This window comes from Bacillus sp. FJAT-26390, assembly GCF_001682865.1.
In the GTDB taxonomy this organism is placed as follows: Bacteria; Bacillota; Bacilli; order Paenibacillales; family Paenibacillaceae; genus Pristimantibacillus.
The window spans coordinates 1,243,431-1,249,968 of the sequence record NZ_MAQX01000011.1 but is presented as its reverse complement, the minus strand read 5'-3'; the positions used below and the strand labels follow the sequence as shown (position 1 = coordinate 1,249,968).

The following is a 6,538-nucleotide window of genomic DNA, read 5'->3' as shown; positions in this document are numbered from 1 at the left end:
TATCCAGTTTTCAGGGCGCAACTTGCTAATGCTAGCATTAGCAATTGACCCACAAATGTGGGTTTTATTTTTTGTCTATGAGCCATCGCTCATGTAGGCAAAACACCTGAATTTAATTATGGCGGTCGTGGCGAAGTGGTTAACGCATCGGTTTGTGGATCCGACATTCGGGGGTTCAATTCCCCTCGATCGCCCCATTTTTACAAAAAAAAAATAATAGCTATTGTTGGGGATTAGCCAAGCGGTAAGGCAACGGACTTTGACTCCGTCATTCTCAGGTTCGATCCCTGAATCCCCAGCCATTGATATGCGGAAGTGGCTCAGCGGTAGAGCATCGCCTTGCCAAGGCGAGGGTCGCGGGTTCGATTCCCGTCTTCCGCTCCATTAAGTTGGCGCCATAGCCAAGTGGTAAGGCAGAGCTCTGCAAAAGCTCTACCCCTAGTTCGAGTCTAGGTGGCGCCTCCAACTTATTTTCAAAACATGTGCCCTTAGCTCAGCTGGATAGAGCGTTTGACTACGAATCAAAAGGCCAGGAGTTCGAATCTCTTAGGGCACGCCATCTTTATTGAATTGCCGATGTGGCGGAATGGCAGACGCGCGCGACTCAAAATCGTGAGGGAAACCGTGGAGGTTCGAGTCCTCTCATCGGCACCAAATTCATAAGTAACGCTCATTAGATAAAGTATCTAATGGGCTTTTTTTATTTAGATCTAAAATTTCATTTATAGTATTAGCTGAAGAAACCTTTGAACGGTACTCCAGATGACAATAAACATGAGCTGTAGTTGAGTAATCACTATGGCCTAGCCACGCTTGAACTTCTATCATCCCTCCACCATTTTCCAGCAACAAGCTTACACAGCTTTATGATCTTATTAACAAAAGAGGGGATTCGATTCAGCCATACTCATTTCACACTATCCTTTCTGGTAGTACCTTTCAATAAAGTGCGTACTGTTTTTTTATATGCTTTCATTCTATACTAACCTTACTTTAAGTAAAGGAGAGAAAGGAATGACTAAAGTAAAAACCTACAATCACGATCTTTGGGATCACGGAATTACCCAGGGATACTCCGTAAACGGAACTATCTACATTTCAGGACAATTTTCCCACGACACAGAGGGCACGTTCGTTGGCGAAGGCGATATCGAGGCACAGACCCGGCAAACGCTGGAAAATCTTGATCGCGTGCTGGCGGGATTTAATGTCACGAGGTCGAACCTCGCTTATGTGGAGATCTATTTGACAAACGCTCAAAAACATTCCGAGCCGGTCATCCGGCTGTTCAAGGAATACGTAGGACAACACCGGCCTGCCGGCAGTCTCATCGGCGTGACATATCTTGCGTTCCCTGAGCAATTGATTGAAATTAGCGCCGTCGCACACGCGGACTAACTCGGTTACCGTGGTTAGCGCAACAAGAGCGGTCGGGTCTTGGATAGGCGCCACCGCCATTGGCATAAAGCAGCCCCATTCTTGCACCAGTATAGCGCATGACGATAAGGAAGGCGGAAGTCCCATATACCGTGCTACATAGTGACAAAAAATCTCTTAGCCAAATAAAGAACAGGGCCAACCTAACGGTTAGCCCTGTCGTGTCATGAACAATGAGTATATAAGTGCTACTGTTTTTCCAGCTTAAAGCCTTCCTTCTCCAGCAATGTAACCATACCCACGTCACCCAGCAAATGCAGCGATCCAACTCCAATAAAATACGTTTCTTTTTTACCACTGTTCAAATAGCCTTTAATCTTCTCGACCATAGGTACATTGCGGTCAACCATCTGGGCTTTCACCCATTCAGCATCAAAGCCAATAAATTTGGACGCTTCAGCCAAGGCGTCATAATCGCCCTCACTCCACATTTTAGCCAAAAAATCTAACGATACATCTGGGGTAGGCGGGTTCGGAGAACCTGGCTCCAGATTTTGAAGCAGTAACCTTTCATTCAGCGAGTCAGAGAAGTTGTCCATCGCCTGGAACTGGAGCTCCATATTTTCCAGTGAAATAACCGGCTTTTTAGCTTTATAGGCTTTTTCCATCAGGTACCTGTCAATACCCATATCCTGTTTTTGCTCGCCTTGTGAGCTTTTAATATATAGTATTTGTTTCTCGACGAACCACGTCTTAAAGTTATCGAAGCTATTTTCCGGAAGTCCCTGTGCTTTCAAGAATGCTGTAACTTTTTTATATGTTTCTGCGGAGATATGATCCTGCAGTTTTGTTCCGTCTTTATAAACACTCAAATCCGCTATCAGTTTCTTTGATTCCTCAGAAGGTCCCTTCATGAGGTCGACCTCTACGCCCAAGTAGTCAGCAGCTTTGAACGCATTCTCAATCTCCGGACGCAGCGGATACATGCTTCCATCGGCTAGATGTATTGTACCAAGCAAATACACCGTGTTGCCCTTATTTTCTATTTTCCATAGAAAACCGCGGCCTCCTTCGGATTGCTGCTTTGAGGTAAGGGTGACCCTATGCAGCGACGGGTTCCAGGCAACCTGATAGCCTGCAGCTTCAGCGACAAAACGGATCGGGACATATGTTACATTTCCGGTTTGTTTAGGCGCTACATCCAGCTGAACTGCTTTTCCATTTGCAGTTGCCTTCGTGCTGCCAATTTGCAGGGAAAAGGAGAGGCCTTCTTTGGTACCGCTGATAGTACGGGTTACTTCATCCCATTTCACTTTTATTCCCATATTATTCAGAAGAGAGCGGATCGGGACGAGCGTAACTCCTTTTTCTACGATCGGCGCGGACTTGCCAAACTGGATTTGCTCGCCATTTAGCCGTACGGACAAGGAATTATCTGCTGCTTGAATGGAAGAGAATGTCGATGTAAGCAAGACTAGGGAAAGTATTGAAGCGCTAAGTTTTTTCATCTGTATATACAACTCCTTCTAGTGGGGATAATAATAAGCGGTCTGGATGGTTAGAGATTTTAAATGACTATTCAGGACGTCTTTCGGATTAAGCTTATTGAGCGATTAGTCGGGTCAACGCCAGCGCCCTGGCTCAACTGCTCGAGCGGATTGTAGGGGTGTTCACATTAATTCTGATCATTCGCCTTCTCCTCCCTTTGAACCAATGATCAGATGACCAAACACTTCAAGCAAGTAGTTAATAAAGTCCGGCTGAAAGTTACTTGGAAACTCCATTTCCATCAAAATTTTTCCCGTTTCGCTCATCCCAAGCTCCTCTAGCGGTTGCGCCAGCAACCGATCGAGTATCAGCTTCAGGCTAAGTCCACGCTCCTGTACAAGCGGATGTTCCGGTTGCAGCCCTTGCTTGGACATGACGAGCAGATCATTAAACACAATCATGATCTCATGTTCCAAGCTTGCTCCACTGACAAATATAGATTCTACGAATTCATCCGGCAGCCGATCGAAGAGCCACTGCTTCATCTCTCCTTCCTGCTGAATGGCATTAATCATCAGCATGATGAGCTGGGGATCAATCGTATCGTTATCCTTAACAATCGCTCTTACCCGTTCAATCGTAGCCATAACGCGCTGGATATGCTGCTGCTTCTGCAGCAGCAGCTCGTATTGCATGTCCAGAGAGGTTTTATAATCCTTGCCGCCCTGCTCCAAATACTTGCCGATTTCATCCAAGGAGAGGTCTAAATATTTTAAGGCCAATATTTGTTGGAGACGGAACAAATCCTCGTCGGTATAAGTCCGGTGACCCTGTTCATTGTAGCCGCTTGGCTTGAGCAGACCCTTGTGATCATAAAAATCAAGTGTACGCACCGTCGTTGAGGTCAGTTTGGCGAGTGAACCAATGGTATAATACGTCTTGCTTATCGTTCTCAACCCCTTTCCAGCATCAGTATAGCGCACGACGTAACGTTATGCGCAAGCATATTTTTAATCTTATTATTCTTCTCATATCAAACAGTGAAGAAGCTAAGTGCCTATAGCAAAAATATTGACCTTGAAAAATTGTTGGTAGATGTTACCGGCAAAAAACCCGAGAAGGTTTCCGTCATGAAATTAGACTATTTTGAAAATCTGGATAAGTTTATGAACGAAAAAAATTGGAAAAAAATAAAAAGCTGGACGTACGCGACCTTTGTATTAAACTCCGCCGCTATGCTGTCCGATGAGTATGTAGAAAAATCAACTCAATTGGGCAGAACAATAGGTGGTCAAAAAATGCCGCCAATCGAAGACACGGTTTATAATATCGTAAATGCTGCTTTCAAAGATGTTGCTGGAAACTACTGGCAAGACATATCTTGGAGCAGAAGCCAAGCAAGATGTTACTGGCATGGTTGAAAACATGATTGGAATTTACAGAAATAAGCTGCTTAAAAATGACTGGATGTCTGAGAAAACGAAGACAGAAGCGATTAAAAAACTGGATGCCATGAAAGTACATATTGGCTATCCCGACAAGCTGGATGACATGTATTCGATGTTAAAGGTGGATGAAAATAAGTCGTTATATGAGAACAATCGATTCATACAAACGATAATCACTAAAAACAACTTTGCTAAAATTGATCAACCCGTTGATCGGGATGAGTGGAGAATGTCTGCAAATTCTGCGGGTGCATTCTATGAACCGCTGAAAAACACGGTTACGCTTCCTGCTGCAGGTCTTCGGGCGCCATTTTATGATAAAAATCAAAGCGCAAGCCAGAATTATGGAGCCATAGGCGGGATTATTGGGCACGAAATCTCTCACGCCTTTGATACAAACGGATCAAAATATGATGAGGTTGGAAATAGGATCAATTGGTGGACAGAAGAAGACTACAAGAAATTCGAAGCCAAAGCAAAGGCCGTTGTTGACCAATACAACAAAGTTGAGTATCTGGGCCAAAAAGTCAATGGACAAAGGACAGTACCAGAAAATATTGCAGACATTGGCGGGCTGATGGTTGCTCTTGAAGCGACAAAACTATTGCCGGATGCAAATCTTCAAGAGTTCTATCAATCATGGGCAACCGTTTGGAGACAGAAGGCTCGTCCTGAGATTGAACAAATCCTTCTAGTCATCGATCCTAACCCGCCAGTAAAATTCAGGGTAAATGTCGTGGCTGCCAACACCGATGATTTCTACTCCACATTTAAAGTCAAAGAAGGCGATGCGATGTACATTGCCCCAGAGGACAGAATCAAGTTTTGGTAAAATACGTTAATCCGATAGTGAGCCATACCAAAATCCTTCCATTGAATGTTGTCTCGTCCACTCCATTCAATAGGAGAATTTTTGCTATGGCTCTCTTTTGTTGATAAGAGCAAAAATGTGTTTAGATGACCTATTCAGAATGATTATTTTTCTTTCTAATAGGTCTGTAGAATTCACGTATGTCATTGGCCAGCAGTTCCGGTTCTTCCATAGCAGTAAAATGCCCGCCGGAAGGCATTGTGGTCCAACGAGTTACATTCAGATTGCGCACAGCCCAGGATTTAGGAGGCAGCAATATATCCTCGGGAAATATGGCCATCCCTGTCGGAACTTCTATGCGACCTAGTGGTGGCAAGGAATGCGAATTTTCATAGTACATGCGAGTTGATGATCCTATGGTGTTAGTCACCCAATAGATCATAATATGAGTCAACAACTCATCCTTGCTGTATTTCTGGTTGAGGTCACCCTGACAATCGCTCCATGCGCGAAATTTCTCGATTATCCAAGCTGCCAAACCTACCGGCGAATCGGAAAGTCCATAAGCAAGAGTCTGAGGCTTTGTCGATTGAATGGACATATAGCCTCCTTCTTGCAAGATCCATTCGGAAGCGTTTTTCTTATATATCAGCTCTTCTTCAGAAACTTCCGGCTTATCCAGTGAAGCCATGAGACTCCTTACAATGCCAACATCAGTTAGATGGATACCAAATAAAAGCTCGGGATAATTGGATGCCAGATATCTTGTAACACCGGAGCCAATATCTCCGCCTGCTGCGGCAATTTTTTTGTAGCCTAATTCTTTTGTCACCAGTTTACTCCACATCTGGGAGACAAAAAAATTGTTGACGCCAGGCCGATTAGGGCGACTAGAAAATCCGAAACCAGGTAAGGATGGAACAATGACATCAAAAGAGTCCTCAGGATTTCCTCCGTAACTGGCAGGATCCGTAAGAAGAGGAATCATTTTTTGATAACGAAGGTAACTGTCGGGCCATCCATGGGTAAGGATAATGGGCAGAGGGTCAGGTCCTTTGCCGCGTTCGTGTACGAAGTGCACATGTATCCCATCAATATGGCAACGATACTGGGAAAAGCGATTCAACTTGGATTCTTGCGCGCGCCAGTCGTAATGATCTCTCCAATATGAAACGAGTGATTTTAAATAACTTAAGTCTGTTCCTCTCTCCCAGCCTGCGTTTTCTAATTGATCGGGCCAACGGATGTGATGAAGCCTGTATTGTAGATCGTCAAGGACTTCATCGGAGACATGGATATGAAACCGTTCAGCAGCCATCATGATTTCCTCCCTTTTTGTTCATCTTCAACATGATTATATCTGCTGAACTTGTATGTTACACTGGCATAAGTGAAGCAACCAACTATACTATTG

6 protein-coding genes and 6 tRNA genes are annotated in these 6,538 nt (G+C 44.3%); 9 read left to right on the top strand and 3 right to left on the bottom strand.

Going from position 1 to position 6,538, the window contains the following annotated elements:
* Positions 1 to 121 precede the first annotated feature (121 nt).
* The 7 genes from A7975_RS17155 (at position 122) to A7975_RS17125 (ending at position 1,398) form a co-directional block, all read left to right on the top strand.
* A tRNA-His gene (locus tag A7975_RS17155) sits at positions 122 to 197 on the top strand.
* 30 nt (positions 198 to 227) lie between these two features.
* Positions 228 to 302: transfer RNA gene (locus A7975_RS17150), tRNA-Gln, on the top strand.
* Between the two features lie 7 nt (positions 303 to 309).
* Positions 310 to 384: transfer RNA gene (locus tag A7975_RS17145), tRNA-Gly, on the top strand.
* Positions 385 to 391: 7 nt separating this feature from the next.
* Positions 392 to 465, top strand: a tRNA-Cys gene (locus tag A7975_RS17140).
* A 17-nt stretch (positions 466 to 482) separates the two neighbouring features.
* Positions 483 to 559 (top strand) — tRNA-Arg (locus tag A7975_RS17135).
* Positions 560 to 572: 13 nt separating this feature from the next.
* A tRNA-Leu gene (locus A7975_RS17130) sits at positions 573 to 654 on the top strand.
* Positions 655 to 1,014: 360 nt separating this feature from the next.
* On the top strand, positions 1,015 to 1,398 hold the full coding sequence (locus tag A7975_RS17125) for a RidA family protein (RefSeq protein WP_065385866.1): 384 nt from the start codon (positions 1,015 to 1,017) through the stop codon (positions 1,396 to 1,398).
* A gap of 227 nt (positions 1,399 to 1,625) precedes the next feature.
* Here A7975_RS17125 and A7975_RS17120 read toward each other — a convergent pair whose 3' ends face one another.
* Both A7975_RS17120 and A7975_RS17115 read right to left on the bottom strand, forming a co-directional pair.
* On the bottom strand, positions 1,626 to 2,885 hold the full coding sequence (locus A7975_RS17120; protein ID WP_065385865.1) for a TraB/GumN family protein: 1,260 nt from the start codon (positions 2,883 to 2,885) through the stop codon (positions 1,626 to 1,628).
* A 177-nt stretch (positions 2,886 to 3,062) separates the two neighbouring features.
* Positions 3,063 to 3,821, bottom strand: coding sequence for a MerR family transcriptional regulator (locus A7975_RS17115; RefSeq protein WP_065385864.1), 759 nt, complete (start codon positions 3,819 to 3,821; stop codon positions 3,063 to 3,065).
* A gap of 84 nt (positions 3,822 to 3,905) precedes the next feature.
* On the opposite strand from A7975_RS17115, the gene A7975_RS33140 reads away from it, so the two are divergent.
* Together A7975_RS33140 and A7975_RS17105 are read left to right on the top strand one after the other, a co-directional pair.
* Entirely contained in the window at positions 3,906 to 4,286 is a 381-nt protein-coding gene (locus A7975_RS33140; RefSeq protein ID WP_176707744.1) for a hypothetical protein, read from the top strand.
* Entirely contained in the window at positions 4,216 to 5,145 is a 930-nt protein-coding gene (locus A7975_RS17105; protein ID WP_176707743.1) for a M13-type metalloendopeptidase, read from the top strand. Before A7975_RS33140 ends, A7975_RS17105 begins: the two co-directional genes overlap by 71 nt.
* A gap of 130 nt (positions 5,146 to 5,275) precedes the next feature.
* Here A7975_RS17105 and A7975_RS17100 read toward each other — a convergent pair whose 3' ends face one another.
* Positions 5,276 to 6,442 carry an epoxide hydrolase family protein gene (locus tag A7975_RS17100; RefSeq protein ID WP_065385861.1) on the bottom strand — a complete coding sequence of 389 codons (1,167 nt, stop codon included), beginning with the start codon at positions 6,440 to 6,442 and terminating at the stop codon, positions 5,276 to 5,278.
* Positions 6,443 to 6,538 lie beyond the last annotated feature (96 nt).

What these genes read in the sequence shown, in the direction of transcription:
- A7975_RS17125 (WP_065385866.1), top strand. Translation starts at nt 1,015, where the DNA reads ATGACTAAAGTAAAAACCTACAATCACGATCTTTGGGATCACGGAATT.
- A7975_RS17120 (WP_065385865.1), bottom strand. Translation starts at nt 2,885, where the DNA reads ATGAAAAAACTTAGCGCTTCAATACTTTCCCTAGTCTTGCTTACATCG.
- A7975_RS17105 (WP_176707743.1), top strand. Translation starts at nt 4,216, where the DNA reads ATGTTGCTGGAAACTACTGGCAAGACATATCTTGGAGCAGAAGCCAAG.
- A7975_RS17100 (WP_065385861.1), bottom strand. Translation starts at nt 6,442, where the DNA reads ATGGCTGCTGAACGGTTTCATATCCATGTCTCCGATGAAGTCCTTGAC.